The organism is Campylobacter concisus (genome assembly GCF_902460875.1).
GTDB lineage: Bacteria > Campylobacterota > Campylobacteria > Campylobacterales > Campylobacteraceae > Campylobacter_A > Campylobacter_A concisus_AA.
Genome location: NZ_CABPVR010000005.1, coordinates 52,043 through 72,151, shown reverse-complemented (window position 1 = coordinate 72,151; position 20,109 = coordinate 52,043). Strand labels below are relative to the sequence as shown.

24 protein-coding genes are annotated in these 20,109 nt (G+C 38.1%); 17 read left to right on the top strand and 7 right to left on the bottom strand.

Annotated elements, in window-relative coordinates; genetic code table 11:
* Positions 1–185: 185 nt before the first annotated feature.
* Positions 186–458 (bottom strand): 30S ribosomal protein S15, encoded by a 273-nt coding sequence (gene rpsO, locus F3H01_RS03120; protein WP_004317763.1) that lies wholly within the window; start codon positions 456–458, stop codon positions 186–188.
* A gap of 146 nt (positions 459–604) precedes the next feature.
* On the opposite strand from rpsO, the gene F3H01_RS03115 reads away from it, so the two are divergent.
* From F3H01_RS03115 to F3H01_RS03085, 7 genes are read left to right on the top strand one after another with little or no spacing between them, the layout of a single operon-like run.
* Positions 605–1,009: an RrF2 family transcriptional regulator gene (locus F3H01_RS03115; protein ID WP_054196916.1), complete on the top strand. Its 405-nt coding sequence runs from the start codon at positions 605–607 to the stop codon at positions 1,007–1,009.
* Positions 1,010–1,011: 2 nt separating this feature from the next.
* Positions 1,012–3,204 (top strand): flagellar biosynthesis protein FlhA, encoded by a 2,193-nt coding sequence (gene flhA, locus F3H01_RS03110; protein ID WP_149724799.1) that lies wholly within the window; start codon positions 1,012–1,014, stop codon positions 3,202–3,204.
* 9 nt (positions 3,205–3,213) lie between these two features.
* On the top strand, positions 3,214–4,239 hold the full coding sequence (locus F3H01_RS03105; RefSeq protein ID WP_149724798.1) for a DHH family phosphoesterase: 1,026 nt from the start codon (positions 3,214–3,216) through the stop codon (positions 4,237–4,239).
* Positions 4,236–4,463: a hypothetical protein gene (locus F3H01_RS03100; protein WP_002942640.1), complete on the top strand. Its 228-nt coding sequence runs from the start codon at positions 4,236–4,238 to the stop codon at positions 4,461–4,463. Before F3H01_RS03105 ends, F3H01_RS03100 begins: the two co-directional genes overlap by 4 nt.
* A gap of 9 nt (positions 4,464–4,472) precedes the next feature.
* Positions 4,473–4,883, top strand: coding sequence for a tetratricopeptide repeat protein (locus tag F3H01_RS03095; RefSeq protein ID WP_149724797.1), 411 nt, complete (start codon positions 4,473–4,475; stop codon positions 4,881–4,883).
* A 16-nt stretch (positions 4,884–4,899) separates the two neighbouring features.
* Positions 4,900–5,829 (top strand): aspartate carbamoyltransferase catalytic subunit, encoded by a 930-nt coding sequence (locus tag F3H01_RS03090; protein WP_012140044.1) that lies wholly within the window; start codon positions 4,900–4,902, stop codon positions 5,827–5,829.
* Positions 5,830–5,831: 2 nt separating this feature from the next.
* The gene (locus F3H01_RS03085; RefSeq protein WP_149724796.1) at positions 5,832–7,109 is read left to right on the top strand and encodes a dihydroorotase; all 1,278 of its coding nucleotides are present in this window, start codon (positions 5,832–5,834) and stop codon (positions 7,107–7,109) included.
* Between the two features lie 87 nt (positions 7,110–7,196).
* Here F3H01_RS03085 and F3H01_RS03080 read toward each other — a convergent pair whose 3' ends face one another.
* Genes F3H01_RS03080 through F3H01_RS03065 form a run of 4 tightly spaced genes read right to left on the bottom strand, consistent with a single transcriptional unit; the run spans position 7,197 to position 10,152 of the window.
* A complete protein-coding gene (locus F3H01_RS03080) occupies positions 7,197–8,486 on the bottom strand; it encodes a M28 family peptidase (protein ID WP_149724795.1) in 1,290 nt (429 codons plus the stop codon).
* Positions 8,487–8,502: 16 nt separating this feature from the next.
* Positions 8,503–8,760, bottom strand: a complete 258-nt coding sequence (locus F3H01_RS03075; RefSeq protein WP_149724794.1) for a heavy-metal-associated domain-containing protein — start codon at positions 8,758–8,760, stop codon at positions 8,503–8,505.
* The gene (locus F3H01_RS03070) at positions 8,753–9,076 is read right to left on the bottom strand and encodes an aryl sulfotransferase (RefSeq protein ID WP_109146426.1); all 324 of its coding nucleotides are present in this window, start codon (positions 9,074–9,076) and stop codon (positions 8,753–8,755) included. Before F3H01_RS03070 ends, F3H01_RS03075 begins: the two co-directional genes overlap by 8 nt.
* Positions 9,073–10,152, bottom strand: coding sequence for a transglutaminase-like domain-containing protein (locus F3H01_RS03065; RefSeq protein ID WP_149719432.1), 1,080 nt, complete (start codon positions 10,150–10,152; stop codon positions 9,073–9,075). Before F3H01_RS03065 ends, F3H01_RS03070 begins: the two co-directional genes overlap by 4 nt.
* A 93-nt stretch (positions 10,153–10,245) precedes the next feature.
* On the opposite strand from F3H01_RS03065, the gene F3H01_RS09385 reads away from it, so the two are divergent.
* From F3H01_RS09385 to F3H01_RS03050, 4 genes are all read left to right on the top strand, one after another.
* The gene (locus F3H01_RS09385) at positions 10,246–10,413 is read left to right on the top strand and encodes a hypothetical protein (RefSeq protein ID WP_178139671.1); all 168 of its coding nucleotides are present in this window, start codon (positions 10,246–10,248) and stop codon (positions 10,411–10,413) included.
* Position 10,414: 1 nt separating this feature from the next.
* Positions 10,415–11,284 carry a tRNA 5-methoxyuridine(34)/uridine 5-oxyacetic acid(34) synthase CmoB gene (gene cmoB / locus F3H01_RS03060; protein ID WP_262483506.1) on the top strand — a complete coding sequence of 290 codons (870 nt, stop codon included), beginning with the start codon at positions 10,415–10,417 and terminating at the stop codon, positions 11,282–11,284.
* 8 nt (positions 11,285–11,292) lie between these two features.
* A complete protein-coding gene (locus F3H01_RS03055; protein ID WP_149724792.1) occupies positions 11,293–11,826 on the top strand; it encodes a PaaI family thioesterase in 534 nt (177 codons plus the stop codon).
* Between the two features lie 187 nt (positions 11,827–12,013).
* A complete protein-coding gene (locus F3H01_RS03050; protein WP_149724791.1) occupies positions 12,014–13,282 on the top strand; it encodes a major outer membrane protein in 1,269 nt (422 codons plus the stop codon).
* 173 nt (positions 13,283–13,455) lie between these two features.
* Here F3H01_RS03050 and F3H01_RS03045 read toward each other — a convergent pair whose 3' ends face one another.
* Positions 13,456–14,058: an MBL fold metallo-hydrolase gene (locus tag F3H01_RS03045; protein ID WP_149724790.1), complete on the bottom strand. Its 603-nt coding sequence runs from the start codon at positions 14,056–14,058 to the stop codon at positions 13,456–13,458.
* A gap of 121 nt (positions 14,059–14,179) precedes the next feature.
* On the opposite strand from F3H01_RS03045, the gene F3H01_RS03040 reads away from it, so the two are divergent.
* From F3H01_RS03040 to kdsB, 6 genes are read left to right on the top strand one after another with little or no spacing between them, the layout of a single operon-like run.
* The gene (locus F3H01_RS03040; RefSeq protein WP_149724789.1) at positions 14,180–14,917 is read left to right on the top strand and encodes an NAD+ synthase; all 738 of its coding nucleotides are present in this window, start codon (positions 14,180–14,182) and stop codon (positions 14,915–14,917) included.
* Positions 14,918–14,927: 10 nt separating this feature from the next.
* Complete coding sequence (locus F3H01_RS03035) at positions 14,928–16,058, top strand: DegT/DnrJ/EryC1/StrS family aminotransferase (protein ID WP_084109354.1); 1,131 nt, start codon at positions 14,928–14,930, stop codon at positions 16,056–16,058.
* A complete protein-coding gene (locus F3H01_RS03030) occupies positions 16,051–16,971 on the top strand; it encodes a tetraacyldisaccharide 4'-kinase (RefSeq protein WP_149724788.1) in 921 nt (306 codons plus the stop codon). The genes F3H01_RS03035 and F3H01_RS03030 overlap by 8 nt, the downstream gene beginning before the upstream one ends.
* Positions 16,972–17,021: 50 nt before the next feature.
* The gene (cutA, locus tag F3H01_RS09675) at positions 17,022–17,336 is read left to right on the top strand and encodes a divalent-cation tolerance protein CutA (protein WP_149724787.1); all 315 of its coding nucleotides are present in this window, start codon (positions 17,022–17,024) and stop codon (positions 17,334–17,336) included.
* On the top strand, positions 17,333–18,796 hold the full coding sequence (gene thrC, locus F3H01_RS03020) for a threonine synthase (RefSeq protein ID WP_149724786.1): 1,464 nt from the start codon (positions 17,333–17,335) through the stop codon (positions 18,794–18,796). Before cutA ends, thrC begins: the two co-directional genes overlap by 4 nt.
* Positions 18,793–19,506, top strand: coding sequence for a 3-deoxy-manno-octulosonate cytidylyltransferase (kdsB, locus tag F3H01_RS03015; protein ID WP_107812303.1), 714 nt, complete (start codon positions 18,793–18,795; stop codon positions 19,504–19,506). Before thrC ends, kdsB begins: the two co-directional genes overlap by 4 nt.
* Before the next feature lie 277 nt (positions 19,507–19,783).
* Here kdsB and F3H01_RS03010 read toward each other — a convergent pair whose 3' ends face one another.
* On the bottom strand, positions 19,784–20,029 hold the full coding sequence (locus tag F3H01_RS03010) for a helix-turn-helix domain-containing protein (protein ID WP_149716817.1): 246 nt from the start codon (positions 20,027–20,029) through the stop codon (positions 19,784–19,786).
* Between the last annotated feature and the right edge of the window lie 80 nt (positions 20,030–20,109).

The following is a 20,109-nucleotide window of genomic DNA, read 5'->3' as shown; positions in this document are numbered from 1 at the left end:
GATTTAGCTTTTTATATAAAATGAAGAAATTAATTCTAATTTTACTTTATTTAAAAAGGTTGGTCATATTGTGAGTAGATAAATTAATACTAAAGATGGAAAATTTTAAAATAGACTGTAAATTTTTGAATAAAAGAAATGTATAAATGAAATTTAGTAAGGAGAGCAGATCGCTCTCCGATGGATTATTTATCTCTTAAGCCAAGCTCAGAGATTAGTTTTGAATATGTAGTGTAGTCTTTATTTTTAAGATACTTTAAAAGTCTTTTTCTTTGACCAACTAGCTTTAAAAGACCTAAGCGTGATGAAAAGTCTTTTTTGAAAATTTTAAGGTGTTCTGTAAGTTCAGTTATTCTAGCTGTTAAAAGAGCTATTTGAACCTCTGGAGAGCCTGTATCTCCCTCTTTTCTAGCGAATTTCGCAACTATTTGAGCTTTTTTAGCCGAATCCAAAGCCATAATGACCTCCTGATTGGTGAATTTTGGAAGAGCGATTATAGCATTTAAAACATAAAGTTAGATAAAACTACGCTTTTTAAAAATTAATGAAAAATGCAGTAAAAATTTAATAAAATTAGGGCTATTTAAAGACTTAAGGAAGATAAATGCTTTTTACAAAGGCAAGCGAATACGCTCTACTTTCACTTATTTTAATATCTCAAAAATCATCTCCAGTTGATGTTGATACGATCTCAAATGAACTTAAAATTTCAAAAAGCTTTTTAGCCAAAATTTTACAAAATCTTGCAAAAGATGGAATTTTAAAGTCGTTTAAAGGGGCAAATGGCGGTTTCGCGCTAAATAACGAACCTGAAAATTTAAGCATAAAAAAGATAATAGAGTGCGCTGAAAAACGTGAACTTAACGTCTTTGAGTGTTCATCTTCTGCAGATGGCTGCCCGTCAAATAAAGCCTCGAGCTGTCAAATTTGGTCGATGTTTAGCGGCCTTCAAAGTAAGATCGACGAGATGCTTGATGCGATAAAACTAAGTGACATCGTTAAGAAGTAAAGTTGGCAAAGCAAAAAAATAATATCTTAACTCTTGTGGCGCCGTTTCTTGCACCAATTGTTAAGTTTAAAAGTCTTAGCATCGTTGGTATCATTGTTGCCATCCTTGCTATCATCATTGTGCCGCTTCCAAGCGCGGTGCTTGACTTTTTTCTGGCACTTTCTATTTCTATTTCTGTGCTTATAATCTTAATTTCGATTTATGTGCCAAAACCAACCGATCTTAGTACATTTCCGACACTGATCCTTATTGTTACGCTTTTTCGCCTCTCGCTAAACATCGCAACCACGCGTATGATCCTAAGCGAGGGTCACAACGGCCCAGAAGCGGTCAGCGAGATCATTTCAAGTTTTGGAAATTTCGTCGTTGGCGGCAACTTCGTTATCGGCACCATCGTCTTTTGTATCTTGGTTCTCATAAATTTCATGGTCGTAACAAAGGGCTCAACCCGTGTGAGTGAGGTGCAAGCACGTTTTACACTTGATGCGATGCCAGGTAAGCAAATGGCGATAGATGCGGATCTAAACGCAGGTTTGATTGATGAAAAAACAGCGCGCGAAAGACGCCAAGCCATCATTGGTGAGGCAAATTTCTATGGCGCGATGGATGGTTCGTCTAAATTTATAAAAGGTGACGCTGTCGCTGGCATAATCATCACTATCATTAATATCATCGGTGGCTTTGCTATCGGCTCGTTTCAGCATGGCCTTGATATGGCGACATCGGCTCAGTACTATACGATACTAACTATCGGTGATGGCCTTGTGAGCCAGATCCCAGGACTTATCACATCAACAGCGACTGCTATTATCATCACAAGGGCTAGCAAGGACGACGAGGACTTTGCGGAAGGCACGCTAAATCAGCTATTGGGGGATTACAAAACCTTACTGATAGTGGGCTTCATATTATTTATGTTTGCCCTTGTGCCTGGACTGCCAACTCTCTCTCTTGGCTTTATTGCAGTACTATTTTTGGGGCTTGGCTACATCATCAAGCAGACCAAAGATGGTGGACTAAATTTAAGCCTTGCTTCAAAAGACAAAACAGCTTCTAAAAAAGCTGGAGCCGCTACGCCAAGTGGAGCAGGAGCAGCTGCTAGTGGTGCCACTACTAAGGTGCCAAAGAAGAGTGATGAAGAGATCGCAAGAGAAGAAGAGACAAAGATAAACGACATCTTAAAGCTTGAAATTTTAGAGCTCGACCTAGGATATGGTCTGCTAAAGCTAGCTGATGTGGATCTCATTGAGAGGATTCGTGCTATGAGGCGAAATATCGCTTCAAGTCTTGGCTTTTTGATGCCAAAGATAAGAATTCGTGACAACCTTCAACTACCGCCAAACGAATACCGCTTTAAGCTAAAAGGTATCGTGATCGGTCAGGGTGAAATTTATGCGGATAAATTTCTAGCGATGGATAGCGGTCTTGTGAGTGAGGATATCGAGGGAATTCCAACAAAAGAGCCAGCTTTTGGACTAGACGCTATTTGGATCGATGCTAGCGTCAAAGAGGACGCCATACTTAGTGGCTACACGATAGTTGATCCTGCAAGCGTCATCTCAACGCATATGAGCGAGCTTATCAAGCAAAATGCATCCGAGCTTCTAACTCGCCAAGAGACTCAAAATTTATTAGACAAGCTAAAGATTGACTACCCAGTCGTGGTCGAGGATACGCTAAGGATCGCACCTATAAATTTGATCCAAAAGGTCTTAAAAACGCTGCTTAAAGACAATATCCCGATCAAAGACCTGCTTAGCATACTTGAAGCCATCAGCGATATCGCCGAGGTTAGTAAAAATTTAGATATGATCATCGAGCACGTGCGCGCTGCACTTTCGCGTGTCATCACCTCGCTTTATGTAGATGAAAAGGGACAGTTAAATTTTTACATCCTAGATAGTGCGGTCCAGCAAAAGCTCATGGACGCAGTGCAGTATAAAGACGGTGCATATCATCTTATGATAAATGTGGCTCAGACATCTTCGATCGTACAAGCTTTAAGGCGTGAAAAAGAGAAGCGTCCGATGAGCCAGCACGGTGAAATGGTGCTTTGCGTGGAGCCAAGCCTAAGAAAATTTATAGCAAATATCTGCGCAAATTTTGCCATCGACATAGTGGTGCTAAGTTTTGCTGAGATCTCTGCAAATACGCCATTTGAAACGGTTGGCGTCATAGAAATAGAAAATTTATAAAGGAAAACGATGAAAATTTATCACCTCTCACACACCGATCTTGACGGATACGGCGCGCAATACATAACAAATTTTTACTTCAAAGATGTGAAATTTTTAAACTCAAACTACGGCAGAGAGATAGATGATAAATTTGCTCAAATTTTAACTGAGATAGATGCCTCAAATGACGATAAAAACATCATCTTAATCACCGATCTAAATTTAACTCTAGCTCAGTGCGAGAGCTTTACTGAGATGATAGATGGTAAAAATATTAAGCTATTTTTGCTAGATCATCACCAAAGTGGTGCCGAGTGCGCGAGCGCTTATGCTTGGTATTTTTTAGATAGCTCAAGATGTGCTACAAAGATCACTTATGACTTTTTTGCAGGTATTTTTGGCAAAAACAAAGAGCTTGAAATTTTTAGTGACGTCGTAAATGCCGTGGATATCTGGCTAAAGGATGATAAAAATTTTGAGATGGGCAAGGTCTGCTTGGGACTTGTGGCAAACGCCAAAGAGATAAATAAGGTGATGTTTGAGGCTGAAAACAACCTATATATGGATCATATCTTAAAAGAAGCTAGCAAATTTTTTAACGAGAAAAACGACTATATCGGCCTTGATATGCAGGTGCATGCGATTAAGAAGTTATTTTTCAAAGAGGATAAAGACGATACGCTAAGCAACCTAATCTCAAGCTATGTCGTAAAAAAACTTAGTGAAAATAAAGAGAAATTTAGCATAAGTTATAAAGATCATAAAGGAATTTTAACCTACAATATCGGCAACGTTTCGGTTATCGGCAACGACTTTTTAGTGGCAAATCCTGAATTTGACTTCTTTATCGATGTGACAAATAAAAAAACGCTAAGTTTTCGCGCAAATGGCAAGCTTGACGTTAGTGCCATGGCAAAGCATCTAGTTGGTGGCGGCGGACACGTCAATGCAAGCGGAGGGCTATTTGCAAATTTTAAAGATGGCTTTAGTTATGAGCCGATTAAAGCCCAGATAATCGATCTAATAACCAAAAAAACACAGGAGGAGATATGAAAGAAGAAGAGGTAAGCGTAGAAGAACTTAGCTACGAGCTTAGTATGGTGCTTGAAGCAATGTTTTACTATGCTGGAGTAAAAAAAGACAAACTTGAAGAGGCAGCAAATCTTTATGTCGAGTGCATCGATGATGCGTTAGAAAATTCTGATGCTAGCGGTAGCGACGAGGTTATAGAGATAGTTGAGTATATGAAAAAACACCATCCAAAGTTATTTAAATAAGGAGAAAATATGAAGAAAATTTTAGTTTTAGCGGCGGCACTTTTTGCGTTAAATGCTACGGCAAATGAAAATTTAGACAAGGCAAATGAGCTTTATGCAAAGAAAAATTTCAATGAAGCTTATCTTTATTTTAATAAGGCTTGTGGAGAGGGCGAGAAAAAAGCTTGCACGATGAATGCGATTATGCTATTTAACGGCGACGGCGTAGCAAAAGATAGAGCTCAGGCTGAGAAAATTTTTACAAAAATGTGTGACGAAAATGAGGGCATGGCGTGCGAAAAACTAGGCGAAATGATCGCTTATGGCCTTGTAAAAGATAAAGACGCAAACGAAGCAAAGAACGAAGAAAAAGCAAAGGCTTTATTTAAAAAAGCTTGTGATAACGGCTACCAACCAGCTTGCGACTTCGTAGCAAAATAAATTTAAGAGGCTTAAAATGGGCTACAAACATAAAGATTTGATAGGAACTAGAGAGCTTAGCAAGGAAGAAATTTTATATTTTTTAGAGGCGGCGAAAGAGTTTAAGGAGCTAAATTTAAGCCAAGTGAAAAAAAATGACTATCTTCGTGGAAAGACCACGATCAACGCATTTTATGAAAACTCGACAAGAACAAGGACATCCTTTGAGATCGCAGCAAAGAGGCTTGGAGCTGATACGATAAATTTCAGCTCATCAAACTCTAGCGTGACAAAGGGCGAGAGCCTAAATGACACGATGAATAACATGGCTGCGATGAGAACTGACATCATCGTACTTCGTCATCCAAGCTCTGGAGCGGCAAAATTTGCAGCGGATAGAACAGAGGCTAGCGTCGTAAACGCAGGGGATGGCACAAATGAGCACCCAAGCCAAGCTCTGCTTGATCTTTTTACACTAAGAGAGCATGGTAAAATTTTGGATAAAAATCTAAACGTAGCAATCATCGGCGACATCGCTAGAAGCCGCGTGGCAAGGTCAGACATCTGGGCGATGAAGAAATTTGGCATAAATTTAAAGCTCTTTGCGCCAAGGATGATGATGCCAAAAGACGCTGAGGTCTTTGAGTCTCAAATTTGCAAAAACATGGAGGAGGCTTGCGAGGGCAGTGATGTCATCATCATGCTTCGCATCCAGCTAGAGCGTGGCGGTGCGGACGTGGCATTTCCAAGCTCGAGAGAGTACTCGAAATTCTTTGGACTAAATAAAAATAGGATAAAGCTAGCAAAGCCTGATGCGATCGTGCTGCACCCAGGACCGATAAATAGAGGTGTGGAGCTAAACTCAGACGTGGCTGATGGCACACACTCAGTCATACTAAATCAAGTAGAAAACGGCGTTGCCATAAGAATGGCGATACTAAATACGCTTGCAAAAAATAGGGGCTAACGATGAAAATAGCAATAATTAACGGCACTATCGTAAATAGCGACGAGAAATTTAAGGCAAATATCCTAATAGAAAACGGCAAAATAGCCAAAATCGGAAGTGAGAAATTTGAGGCTGATAGGGTCATCGATGCCACAAACAAGCTCGTCATGCCAGGACTTATCGACATGCACGTGCACTTTCGCGATCCTGGTCAAGAGTACAAAGACGACATCATCTCAGGCTCGCAGGCAGCCGTAGCTGGAGGAGTGACCACCTGCCTTTGCATGGCTAACACAAACCCAGTAAATGACAACGCCTCAATCACAAGGGCAATGATAGAAAAGGCTAAAAACTGCGGACTGATCGATCTTTTGCCAATAGCAGCCATCAGCAAAGGACTTGGTGGCAATGAGATCGTTGAAATGGGCGATCTTATAGAAGCTGGCGCAGTTGCATTTAGTGATGATGGCCTACCAGTGACTAGCTCAAGCGTGATGAGAGCAGCACTTGAGTATTCAAGTATGTTTGGTAGCTTTTGTATAAGTCACTCAGAGGATTGCTCGCTTTGCAGGCAGGGCGTCATGCACGAGGGCAAGGTCTCGGCGATCCTTGGGCTTCGTGGCATGGCAAGGGAGAAAGAGGAGATCGCAGTGAGCCGTGACATGCTACTAGCAAAGCTTACTAAAGCACACATCCATATCGCTCATGTAAGCTCTGAGTACTCGCTAAAGATCATCGAAATGGGCAAAAAAGAGGGCATAAACATCACTTGTGAGGCAACACCTCACCACTTTAGCTTTAGCGACGATGAAATTTTGAAAAATGCCTATGATACAAATTTCAAAATGTCACCGCCACTTCGTGAGATAAGCGACGTAAAAGCGGTGAGAGAGGCGCTAAAAAGCGGCCTTATAGACGTTATCGCCACCGACCATGCGCCACACCACACAGACGAAAAGATAGTGGAATTTGACAAGGCACCATTTGGTATCATCGGACTTCAAACCCTTGTGCCACTTACGCTAAAGCTCGTAAATGAGGGCATTATAAGCCTAGAGCGCATGGTGGAGCTAACCTCGACAAATGCGGCTAGGATGCTAAATTTAAAAGATAAAGGCAGGCTGGCAGTTGGCATGCTAGCTGATATAGCAGTGATAGATCCTGAGATCGAGTATGTTTATGACGAAAAGATAAACCGCTCAAAATCAATAAACTCTCCACTCTTTGGTAAAAAGCTAAAAGGTGCGGCGACTACTACTATAAAAAGTGGCAAGATCGTTTATGAGTTTGAAAAATAATCTAAATTTGCTCGTACTTGCGGGCAAATTTGGCTTAGATGCTTTGAGATATAAAATTTGCTAGAAATTTCTAGCAAATTTTATTTTTTATGAGTTATATTTTTTAACGATACCGCGAACGACTTTTTCTATAAAAAGCGCAGATTCAATCTCACAGCACTCTCTTGTTGAGTGAGGTGAGTGGATATTTGGTCCTATTGAGCAAGCGCTAAGACCCGCTTTTTTCTCCAAAAGCACGCCGCATTCAAGTCCAGCATGCACAGCTGTTATCCTTGCATTTGGCTTATAAATTTTTAGCTCTTCTAAGATATCGTTTGCAAATTTATCATTTATAGGCTTCCAAGCAGGATTCCTATCTTTTGCAATGACGCTAAAGTCAAGCGCTTTTGCAAGCTCAGAAATTTCAAATTCCATCCTATTTAGTCCATCTTTGCTCATAGATCTAGCAAAAAACTCCACTTCAAGCACGCCATCATCTTTGATCTTTGCAAGTGAGAGGTTTACGCTATCTTGCGGTATGCCTAGCTCGCAGTTATAGGCTCTTACGCCTTGTGAAAATGAGTTAATTAAAGCTAAAATTTTCTCGCCATTTTCTAAAATTTCATCCCCCTTGCCAAGCTTTTTCACGCTTAAATTCTCACACTCGCTCTTTAGCTCTTTATCGCTTAGAACCAGTGCGGTTGCGCCACTTGGGATAGAGTTGCTTCGCTCGCCACCTTCAAATTTGACAAGCTTACAGCCATTTTTTGTCACAAATGCCGCCAAAACCTTGATCGCATTTGGGATATCTTTATGTATCTCATTACCAGAGTGTCCGCCAGGAAGCTCACTTACTTTTACTTCATAAAGCGTGCTCTCTTTTGTTTTTTTGCTATTAAGCGAGATAGTGGCAAATAAATTTACACCGCCAGCGCAGCCGATAGTGACGCGGTCGTCTTCTTCGCTGTCTAAATTTAAAAGCTTATCGGCTTTGAGATCGCCATTAAAGCCAGTGGCTCCGATCATGCCGACTTCTTCATTGTTTGTAAAGAGGCACTCTATGTCGTCAAATTCGCTTATCATCTGCATCATGATAGCCACGCCGATGCCGTTATCGGCACCTAAAGATGAGTTTTTAGCTCTCATGTAGCCATCATCGCCATAAACTATCTCGATCTTTGGAGCATCGCCCATGCAGACCATGTCGTAGTGGCTTTGCAAGCAAATTTTTGGCTTGCCTTTAAACGCATGAATGTTGCCAAAACTATCGACTGTGACCTCACAGCCCTTATCTTTTGCATAGCTAGCTAGAAAATCACGCATCTTATCGGTCTCATAACTGCAGTGTGGTATCGCAGCAAGTGTCTCAAATTTCGTTAGAATTTCACTATTTGACATATTTGCCTCCGTAGATTTATTTTATCTCGCCCTTATAGCCAGTCGCATCGACTGCTTTTAAAAGCTCTTTTTCATCGACATTATCATCTGTTATAACGACAGCTTTTCGCTCTTTTAGCGATACATCTGCCTTTTTTACGCCCTCAACGCTAAGAGCAGCCTTTCTTACTATCGCCGTGCAAAGCGGGCAGTGCATGCTAGGTACTGAAATTTCTATCTTTTTATCAGCGTAGCAACTAAGTGTAAGAAGGGCTAAAACTAAAATTTTACGCATAAATTTCTCCTAAAAGCTCTGGGTATGTAAGGAGTAAAAGCAAAATCACTCCAAAAAGTATATATATAAGTATCCATTTTTTCTTTTTATAACTCAGGTTACAGCTTTTTGGCTTGTAAAATAGACTAATTCCTGAAATCACAAAGCAAATGACTGCCACGATGCTTAAAGGGACGCGGTACTCGTATAAATTTTGTGTCCAAGATAGAAATGAAAAAGAAGTGCCAAAAAGCAAGAAAAGAAGTGCTGGCAAGCAGCACAAGGTAGCGCCAATAGCACTACCTATGGATGTGAGTATCAGCCAAAAGGCTCTCATTTTAGCTCGGCTGAGACGTAGTCGTAGCTAAATTCTTTTGGCGAATAATAATTTTGTGTGTTGCCATCAACTTCAGCGTATGGATAGCCGAAGTTATTTAGCGGAGTTTGCTCTGGAGTTGGCTTTAAGATAAAGTCGCGGCCGTAGTTAAAGCCTATCCAGCACATCTCCCAGTTACCAAAGCAATAATCTCTCACAGCTACGATCTTGGCGTCGTTATTTGTTAGCTTCTCGCCCAGTCTTACCTTTGTGACATCAGCTGGATCAACCGGTATCCAACCATAGCCTTTTAGGTAAAATTCAGCCCTGCAGTGCTGTCCGCCTGAAATTTTAGCTACGCCATCTTTTGCGCTGCCCATCTGATCTGAAAATCTAGACTGACCAACCCTGATACCAAAAATTTCTCTTGCTGGGATGCCAACTGATCTGCAAAGTCCAACAAAAACTGAGTTTATGTCGGTACATTTGCCAACTAATTTGCCACTTTCAAGTATGGCTTTAACGTCGCCTGTGCCACATCCTAGGATGCTGTTATCACGCTGCATAGTGTTTGCAACCCACGTGTAGATCGCTTTTGCGCGCTCTAAATCGCCTTTAGTATTGCCGATAATCTCTAGCGCTTTTGCTCTTACGACGCCGTCAGTTGGGATGTGTGAAGTTGGTTTTAAAAACTCTAAAACTGCAGGATCTACCTTCTCGTTTGGATCGTAATTTACCTTGCTAAAGTCAGTGTTACGCTCTGTTGTTTGAATTTTAAACTGCACATTTAAGATAGGTCTTGGCTCATTTTCTTCAAAATCAGCATACATTGTAGGTATTAGCGTATCTGAAATATAGACGTTTTTAGCGGTTGTGTTTATGACGTAGTCTTGAGTTAGTTGCTGATAAGTGGTGCTTAGTGGGAGTGGTAACCAAATTTTTGAGCTTTTGCCCTTTTCAAGCAGCTGGTGCTTAAAATTTACATCGAAATTTCTAACAACTGGACTTGCTGGCTCATCGCTAGCTAGAGTGACACTTGGAAGCAGACTCGCTGCACCTAAAAAACTACTGAATTTAAAAAAATCTCTTCTTTGCATAAAATGCCTTTTTTGCTTAATCTTAGCCAAACTTGGCTCTAAAACTGCCTGCTATTCTAGCATAAAATTTTTATTTATGATAAAATCCGCCACATGAAAAAGATTATATTTTTAGGCTTTATAGCGCTATTTTTCAACGGTTGTCTTTATATGAATGAGCGTGGAGTTTCGACTCAATATTATAATGATTGTAAAGAGTATTATGACGCGACTGGCACCTACCAAAAAGAGTGTCCACACAATATCGTCGACTGGAAATAGCGTGGATCTTAGCAAATTTAACGAGCAGCAAAAGCAAATTTATAATAGGATAGAAAATTTAGCAAATTTTGACTGCGATCTTGAGCTAAAAGATAGTGTAAATGTGAAATTTAAAAATTTAGACCAAGCTAAAAAAGATGAAATTTTTGATCTCGCCCTTAGCCTAAAACCTTGGCGAAAAGGGCCATTTTTGCTTGATGATATATATATAGATAGCGAATGGCAAAGTTTTATTAAATTTAATATCCTTGCCCCGCACCTAAATTTAGCCGGCAAAAGTGTGGCTGATGTGGGGTGCAACAATGGATATTATATGTTTAAGATGCTTGAGTACGGCCCAAAAAGCATAACCGGCTTTGATCCTAGTGTGCATACATATTTGCAGTTTGCCTTTTTAAATAAATTTATCCGCTCAAATATCAACTATGAGCTTCTTGGGGTAGAGAGCTTGCCTGAATACGCAGCAAAATTTGACACTATTTTTTGCCTTGGTGTCATCTATCATAGAAGCGATCCTATAAAGATGCTAAAAGAGCTAAAAATGGCTTTGAATCCTGGAGGCGAGCTATTTTTAGATACTATGTATATTGACATGGAGGGCGATTTTGCGCTGAGCCCAAAAGATAGGTATTCAAAAATTCCAAATATCTACTTTGTACCGACTCTCTCGGCATTGCAAAACTGGTGCGAGAGGGCTAAATTTAAGGATTTTACCTTGCTTGAGACAAAGGCTACTGATCTAAATGAGCAGCGAAAAACGCAGTGGATAGATGGTGAGAGCCTTGGAAATTTCTTAGATCCAAATGATAGTACAAAGACCATCGAGGGCTACCCAGCGCCAAAAAGAGCATATGTTAGAGTTAAAATTTAAGGATAAAAATGGCAGAAGAAAATATCTATGATGTAAAAGATGAGTCGCAAATAATCTTACCAGAAGATGAAAATCCATTAAGAAACGAGATCAAAACTGCTCCACTTGCAAAGCTAAATTTTAGCGGAACGGCATTTTTACTTGAAAAAAATCACGCAAAGACTAGATTTTTTACTACGGATGATATGGTGTGCGATACTGAGGGGCTTATTCATAGTGGATTTATTTTTATGGGCGCAAATCATGCTGCCCTTTTAGCTATTAATGAAGAATTTTGCGTTAGTATCGGGGCTAGGATAAATTTCTTTGGGCCACTAAAGCTTGGTGACGTGGTGGAATTTGACGCTCAAGCAAGATTTGAAGAGAGCAGAAAAAGAGAAGTAAAAGTGCTTGGATACGTTAAAGATATAAAAATTTTTGAAGGAGTATTTCAACTTGTCACACTTGAAGAGCATATCTTCTTGGCTCAACAAAAAAATATCCAAAAAGAAGCTGCTATAAGGCAGAAAAAAGAGCGAGAAGAAGCTAAGGCTAATAGCTAAAAGTAAGTAAAAATTTTTGATTTTTAATCCCAAATAAAACGAAATTTTAAAAAGACAATCTTTATCTCATTATCCTATTTTGGTAAATAATTGGTAACATTTTTTAAATTTTTAAGAAAAATTAAGCAATAAAATTAATTTTCTATGATAATATCCTTTCAAAACTTTTTATCAAAAGGAGATTTAGATGAAAATTACAAAAGTTAGCTTAGCTGCTTTGGTTGCTTTAGGTGCATTTTCAAGCGTTGCAAGTGCAACTCCACTTGAAGAAGCTATAAAAAATGTAGATCTTTCAGGATTTGCAAGATATCGTTATACAAATGATAGTACTAAGAAAACTACAGCTGATACTGTAAAAGGTAATACTGCAGGCCATGCTTTTAGAATGATTACTTCATTTAAAGCTGCTATAGATGATAATTTCTTTGGAGTTTTAACACTAAGATATGCTCCAACAACAGCTGATGGCTCAGGAGATAATGCAGGAGTTGGTACAGACAAAACAGATACAACTAGTTCATTCTCAGTATATGAGATGTATCTAGGCTACAAGGTAGCTAATACTACTATTACAGCTGGCAAACAACTTATAAAAACTTTCTATGATGATGGTGAGCTAGCTGGCGCTGGTTTAAAAGTAGTAAGTACTGATGTGCCTGGTCTTACTTTAACTGCTGCTGCTTATGATGCTTTGGCAAGCGATCAAGACAACGATGGTCCATTAGTTAAAAATATAGTGGATGGAAAAGAAAAAATAAATGGCACTGATGTTTTAACAAACAACTTCGGAGATGCTCCAGGCAACCTTTACTATTTAGGTGCAGCTGGCAGCTATGATCCAGTATCATTTAAGGCTGCAATTGCTAACCTTCAAGAGATAGCAACACTTTATGGTGCTGAAGCTGGTGTTAGCTTTAATGTAACTGATGATGTAAACCTAAACTTAAAAGGACAATTTGTTCACAATGATTCAGACCATAAAAAAGTAGCTGATGCAAATTTCTGGGCAGTTCAAGCTGGCACAAAACTATTTGGTGCCAAACTTAACGCTGGTTATTTAGACTTTGATGCTAAAAACAAAGACAATAATAAATATTCATTTGTTTCAATTGAATCAAATGGTCAGTTGATTAATCCAACCAAGATATTAAATGGTGTAATGAATGGTAGCAGACAATATTACAATAACATCAAAGGAAACAACGACTACTGGTTTGTTAATACTGGATATGACATAGATAAATTTGGCTTTGATGCTGGATATACTCAAGGTAAAGGTTATAGTTGGGGACTTGGTAAAGAAAGAGCAAAAAGAAGCGAATGGTATACAGGTGCAAGCTATAAATACAGTAAAAAACTTAACTTCTTAACTTGGTATGCAGCTGCTAAAGATAAAAAAGATAGCGAAAGCTTTAAACAAAATCGTATAAGATTTGAAGCAAAATATAGCTTCTAAAACATTAATCCGAGCGAGCTTTCGCTCGGACCTCTTTAAAATTTAATAGACTCCATATAAAATTTTTCTATCTTTTTTGATCGATCCTTAGTTTTATAAAAAATATAAATTTTTAATAGTGATTAAGTGTATTTTAAAAGTTTGAAACTTGAAATTAATATCACCGAAAATTTTTAGCTATTTTTTACTATATCTATCCAATAATTAATATTATTTTGCTCGGCCTTTAGTGTACTGCCTTCTCCGTGTCCTGGATAAAGCGTAAAGTTGTCTTTTAAATTTTTACACTTTTCTAGGCTTTTTAACATTTCATTTTTATCTGAAAAAGGAAAATCCCAGCGTCCTATGCTCCCTCTAAATAAAAAATCCCCGCTAAACATCGTATCATCTATCTCTATCATCGAGCAACCTGGTTTATGTCCTGGAAAATGATGAAATTTAATGTAAAAATTATCAATGTTAAAATTTTTATCATTATCAACCAAAACATCTGGAGTAAAAGTATTTTTCATATAACCAAAAATATCACTCTCGCACATGAAAGCATCAAATTTGTTAATATAAACTGGAATTTCTAGCTCATCTTTTAATTCACCAGCGTCAAAAATATGATCAAAATGCCCATGAGTACAAAGGATGGCTTTTAAATTTTTAGCATTTTGCAAAACCCATTCTTTTGCCCCATCTCCTGGATCTATCACTAAAGATGAATTATTTTTTGTAACGATGTAACAATTAGTGCCAAAATCTCCAAAGCTTTTATGCATTACTCTCATTTTTTACCTTAAATTTATTATTTCTTAAAATTTTTACATCTTTTTACTTAAACTTAAAGAAAAATTTTAAATTTAATGAGTATAATTTTTGCAAAAGGAAGCAAATCTAGGCAAAGGAAGAATGAAGGAGTATCAAAAGATTGAAGAAACTTTAGTTTTAAGCTTAAGAGATAAAACTAAAGATAAAAATTTGTTGTTGGGTGTTAGTGGAGGTATTGATTCTGCTGTAGTAGCGACTTTGTGTGCAAGAGCAAAACCAAATGAAACTCATGCACTCATCATGCCAACAGCATCATCAAACAGACAAAATATGGACGATGCCTTAAATTTATGCGAAAAACTAAACATAAAATATAAGGTTTTATCCATAGAGGGCATTTTAAATGCCTTTTACGAAACGATAGATGTAAATTTAAGCAATTTAAGAAAAGGGAATTTAGCAGCTAGAGTTAGAATGAGCTTACTTTATGATTATTCATCTAGTATAAACGCTCTAGTTATCGGAACAAGCAACAAAAGTGAGCTTATGCTTGGATACGGTACGATATTTGGGGATTTAGCATGTGCGATAAATCCTGTCGGAGAGCTTTACAAAAGTGAAATTTTTGAATTTGCAAAACATCTTGGGGTTGATAAAAATTTTATCAACAAAGCACCTTCTGCTGATTTGTGGGATGGACAAAGTGACGAAGGTGACATAGGTTACAGCTATGCTGTTATCGATGAGATTTTAGAAAATTTAGAAAATAACAAGGAGCAAGTCATCAAAAAGTTCGGATTAAAAGCAGTATCGGATATAGAAAATAGAGTTGTTTTAAACAGGTTTAAACGACAAATGCCGTTGATAGTGAAAATTTAAAGGATTAAAGATGAGAGAGATTCCGTTTTATAGACCAACTATCACTGAGCGTGAAAGTGAGCTTATTGAGGAGGCTTTGCACTCTGAAAATACTACTAATATCGTTGCTAGATTTGAAGAGAAGTTAAAAGAGTATTTTGGTGCAAAATTTGTAGTTACCACAAATAATATTGCAGCTGCACATCACTTGGCACTAAGCGCGCTTGACACTAAACGCGGAGATAAGGTCATTTGCTCCATAAATGCCTTTCCTAGCATTGCACAAGCTGTTAGACATTTTGATGCTGAACCTATTTTTGTGGATGTTGATGAAGAAGATTTTAACATCTGCCCAGACGCCCTTGAGAAAGTGCTAAAAGAGCAAAATCATAAAAAATTAAAATGTGCTTTTATCTCTCATATCGCAGGTCAAAGTGCCAGGATGGACGAGATAACGGCGGTTTGTGAGAAATACGGTGTAAAAATTTTAGATGATGCAAATCGCGGTATGGGACTAACATACAATGGCAAAAAAGTTGGCTCAGACTCCTTTTTATCGTGCTTTCAAACACATTCGCGTGTACAAAATCCTATATCAACGGTTGGATTTTTTACGACAAATGATGAGGAAATTTATAAAAGAGCAAAACTACTTCGCAACTATGCCCTTGTAAATGGCATTGATAAATTCGGCAGCTTGAGTTATATTTATGATGTCGTAGATATTGGCTTAAAGTATGATATAAACTCGATAAATGCAGCATTTTCTATTGCGCAGCTAGAAAGAACAGACAAGCTCATACAAAGAAGGCAAGAGATCGCAAAAATTTATGATAAAGAGCTTGGTGAGTGCCACAATATAACAATCCCTGTCAAAAAACGCGAGCACATTTATACTCAGTATATTATTAAGATAAATAAAAATCGTGATGGCTTTGCTAGAGAACTTTTGGAGCACGGCATTCACACATCATTGCACTACATACCGATACATTTACTAAGTTATTACAAAAACAAATACTCACTTAAAGTAAATGATTTTCCAAATGCTTTAAAAAATTATCAGCAAGTATTGTCACTGCCTATTTATCATAGTCTAAGCGATGAAGAGGTGCAATACGTCTGCAACAAAGTAAAAGAAATTTCTAAAACTCGTGTTTAAGAAATTAAATATTTTCTTGCATACTTGGGCGAATGACTACTTCTTTCGCCCAAATTTCTTTCAAATTTTACTAGCATTTTTACTTTTGCCATTAAGTTTTATATATTTTCTTATTGTTATTTTTAAGAAATTTACTGCTAGAAAAATAGACTTTGGTATAAAGGTAATAAGTGTTGGAAATTTAACTCTAGGAGGAAGTGGAAAGACTCCACTTTGCGTGGCAATTGCTAAAAATTTCGAAGGTGCTTTTATCATTCTTAGAGGCTATAAAAGAAAGAGCAAAGGCATGCAAATTGTCGCTCGAAATGGCGAAATTTTACTTGACGTAGCAGCAAGTGGCGATGAGGCGATGATATACGCTACAAGCCTTAAAAACGCAAATGTAATAGTAAGCGAAGATAGGAAAGTAGCTATAAAATATGCCAAAGAGCATGGCGCAAAGTATATTTTGCTTGATGATGGTTTTTCTAAATTCGACATAGCAAAATTTGACATCTTAGTGCGCCCAAACCCTGAGCCAAAGCTAAAATTTTGCCTACCAAGCGGGGCCTATAGATATCCATTTAGCTTTTATAAATTTGCTGATTTTATCGCAAGCGAAGGACAAACTCACTTTAGAAAGAGTGAAATTTTAAATAAAAGCGAAAAAATGGTTCTAGTTACCGCCATAGCAAACCCAGAGCGCCTCAAGCTATTTTTTGATGAGTGTGTAGCTTGCGTCTTTTTTCCTGACCATTATGATTTTTCAAAAGATGAGCTAGAAGAGATTTTAAAAAGATATGGTGCGACCTCGCTTTTGATGACGCAAAAGGACTATGTAAAGGCAAAGGACTTTGGGCTGAGAGTATCGCTTATAACTCTTGAAGTTGCGCTAAGCGAAGAGTTTAAAAAGGTTTTGGCGCAGCAAATTTAAGCCCATTTTGTTATAATGAGCCACTTTTTAAAAGGAAAATTTAGATCAAAATGAGAATTTTAGTCACCTCGGTCGCAAAGAAAAAAGAGGCAAAAAAACTAAGCAAGAGGCTCGTAAAAAAGGGCTTTGCAGCTTGTGTAAGTAGCTTTAGCGCAAAAAGCATTTATCTTTGGCAAGAGAAGCTTTTTGGTGAAAAAGAGCAAATTTTACTCATAAAAATGGACGCTAAATTTAAAAAAGTGGCTAAATTTATAAGAAAGCACCACAGCTACGAAACCCCAGAAATTCTATCCTTAAAGCCAAAAGAGATATTTAAAAAGTATAAAACTTGGATAAAAAAATCAACCAAAAAAGGCAAAAAATGAGACTAACACCGACAAGAAGTGTAAAAGATGAAAAGATAAAAAATGTAAATTTAAGCACAGCTATGCTTAGCCCAAGCTCCGCTCATGGCGGACTTTACGCACCAAAGAAGCTTCCAAAGATAACAAAATCAAAGTGGCAAGAGCTCTCACAATTAAGCTATGAGAAGCTCGCACTTTATATCATATCACTATTTAAATTTGATGTGCCAGAGGCGTTTTTCAAAAAGGCGGTTAAGAGATACGCGAGTTTTGATGATCCAAAGCATCCAGTCATTTTAAAAAAAATAGATAAAAATTTATACGTAAACGAGCTATATCATGGCCCAACTAGGGCATTTAAGGATATGGCACTTCAGCCTTTTGGCTCGCTGCTTAGCCAGCTAGCCAAAGAGAGGAGCGAAAGATACCTTATCATGTGCGCAACTAGCGGTGATACGGGCCCTGCTACACTTCAAACCTTTGCAAACGACGAAAATATCAAGGTCGTTTGTCTCTATCCAGATGGCGGTACGAGCGAGGTTCAAAAACTGCAAATGCAGACCATGCAGGGTGAAAATTTAAAGGTTTTTGGCATAAAAGGCGACTTTGACGACGCTCAAAGAGCGTTAAAAACATTGCTTGCAAATGATAAATTTAAGGCTGAGCTGAAGAAAAAGCGCCTTAAACTAAGCGCGGCAAACTCGGTAAATTTTGGCAGAATTCTATTTCAGATCATCTACCACGCCTACGCCTACGCAAATTTGCTAAAACAAAAGGTGCTTAAAGCAAACGAGAGCTTTGATATCATCGTGCCAAGTGGAAATTTCGGCAACGCACTTGGGGCGTATTACGCTAAAAAAATGGGCGCAAAGATCGGCAAGATCAAGATCGCTTCAAACGCAAACAACATCTTGACGCAGTTTTTCACCACTGGCATTTACGACCTCAGGGACAAAAAGCTGGTTAAGACGATAAGCCCAGCGATGGACATTTTGATCAGCTCAAACGTCGAGCGCTTGCTGTTTGATAAATTTGGCAGCGTTAGAACAAATGAGCTCATGCAAAGCCTAGCAAAAAATAAATTTTATGAGCTTAGCAAGCAGGAGCTTGAAACGCTAAAAGAGGACTTTGAGGCTAGCTGGTGCGACGATAAAGAGTGCGAGGCATACATCGCAAAGCTCGCAAGGGGCGGCTATGCGATCGATCCGCATACAGCTACTTGCTTTAAGATGGTGGATGCTAGCCGCATAAACGTCATCACATCGACCGCGCACTGGGTGAAATTTACGCCAAGCATGATCAAAGCGTGCCAGATCAAAGATACAAAAGATGAGAAAGATGCGCTGGCAAAGACCGCTAAAATCTTAAATGACAGCGTGCCAAGCTCAATTAATTCGCTATTTAGCGCGAAAATTTTACACAAAAACATCATAAAAGAGGACGATATAGAAAAGTGCGTCCTAGAATGGATCGAGCGATGATAATCATCCCAGCTCGCCTTGCTTCAACAAGGTTTAGTAATAAAATTTTAAAAGAGATAAATGGCGTGCCAATGTTTGTGGCAACGGCTCTTAGAGTAAGTGGCGTGGATGATGTGGTGGTTGCTGTGGATGAGCAAAGTGTGCTGGATATTGCCAAAGCTCACGGTATAAAAGCGGTGCTAACTAGCAAAGATCATCAAAGCGGGACTGATAGGATAAACGAAGCAGCGCAAATTTTGGGGCTAAATGAGAGCGAGATCATCATAAATGTTCAGGCTGATGAGCCATTTATCGAGCCTGAAAATATCGCTAAATTTAGGGCATTTTGCGAGCAAAATAGGGAAAAAGCTTTTATGTTTTCTTGCTATAAAAAGATGGATGATGAGTTTGCAGATGATAAAAATTTAGTTAAGGTAGTGACTGATTTTGAGGGATATGCACTTTACTTTTCAAGATCAAGGATACCATTTAACAGAAGCGAGTGTAAAAGCTACAAAGCGCACCTTGGCATTTACGGATACAGTGTAAAAAGCTTAAAAGAGTTTTGCGCTCTTGCTACTTCAAGCCTTGAAAATACCGAAAAGCTCGAGCAGCTCCGTACCCTAGAAAATGGCAAAAAGATAGCGATGCTAGAGGTTGAAAGTCAAAGTATCGGCATCGATAGCGAAGAGGACTACCAAAGAGCTCTAGCTAAATTTGGTAAAAAATAAGTCGGTAAATTCTCTTTAAATAAAGTCAATATTTAAGGAGAATTTATCTAAATTATTAACCTTTAAAAGTACCAAAAAGTGTTTTTACTCAAACAATATAAAACTAATTTTTCTTGATTTTTATTTTTTTAATTCTGTCTTTAACAACGTAAAATTTTAAAATTGCACTCGAGTAAAAGTCTTTATAGAAACCTAAAAATTTAGGCTCTTTTTTAGTGCAGATAGCTGCAAACACGCTCTCAAGGTCTATTCTCTCTTTTTGTGTCAAATTTTCCATCTATTTTCCTAATAACTTTCTCATCTTATTGATAACAAATAATATTTCATCGTCGTCAAGCTCACAAAGCAGTTTGCAAACTGCAGCAGCAGCTTGTGGCTTTGAGTTGCCAAGCCTCCAATCTTGATATGTTCTCATTGGTATACCAAGCTCTTCTGCCATTTTTGCTTGTGAAATTTTCTTACCGATATTTTTTGCCTCAACTGCATTGTGAAGCAAATTAAATATATCACTTGTTTCAATCATTAAAGTATTATACGGATTATTTTATTAAATATACATAAAAAAATATATAAATAATAGTAATACGTATAAATAAATTAAAA